1 protein-coding gene is annotated in these 546 nt (G+C 29.9%); it reads left to right on the top strand.

Features of this window, described 5'->3' with window-relative positions:
• Positions 1-546 (top strand): DUF11 domain-containing protein (locus AZI32_RS17575; protein WP_157450994.1); only part of this gene is annotated, 546 nt, incomplete at both ends.

Here is a 546-nt window from a genome sequence, read left to right as displayed (position 1 = left end):
GGAGCAACATTTGTAGATGGATCTGTATTTATAGATGGAATTAGTAAACCAAGTGCAAATCCTAATAATGGATTTACAATAAGCGATATTTTACCTGGAGGAAATGTTGTCGTAATGTTTAAAGCAACGGTATCTAGTGTTCCTAATCCTCCTCAAATTAACAACAGTGCAAGTATTAATTTTAAATATCAATTAAGTCCAACGAGTCCATACATTGATGGAACTTTAACTAGTAACACAACAACTACAAATATAAGAAATATAAATGTAAGTAATACAAAGAGCGTAGATAAAACTTATGCAACTGTAGGAGATAAATTAACTTATACTTCTGTAATAACTAATGATAGTAATATAAATATAACAGACACTATATTTACAGATTTAGTACCAAACAATACAACATTTGTAAGTGGTTCTGTTAAAATTGGATCTACAGCATATCCAGATTATGATCCTAATGTAGGATTTACATTAGATACTATAACACCAGGATCATCAGTTACTGTAAAATTTGATGTTACGGTTGAATCTGTTCCGAACAAT

This window comes from Clostridium sp. ATCC 25772 (assembly GCF_001573875.1).
Lineage (GTDB): Bacteria > Bacillota > Clostridia > Clostridiales > Clostridiaceae > Clostridium_J > Clostridium_J senegalense.
The sequence above is the reverse complement of the archived record's forward strand: the minus strand, read 5'-3'. Positions and strand labels throughout refer to the sequence as shown.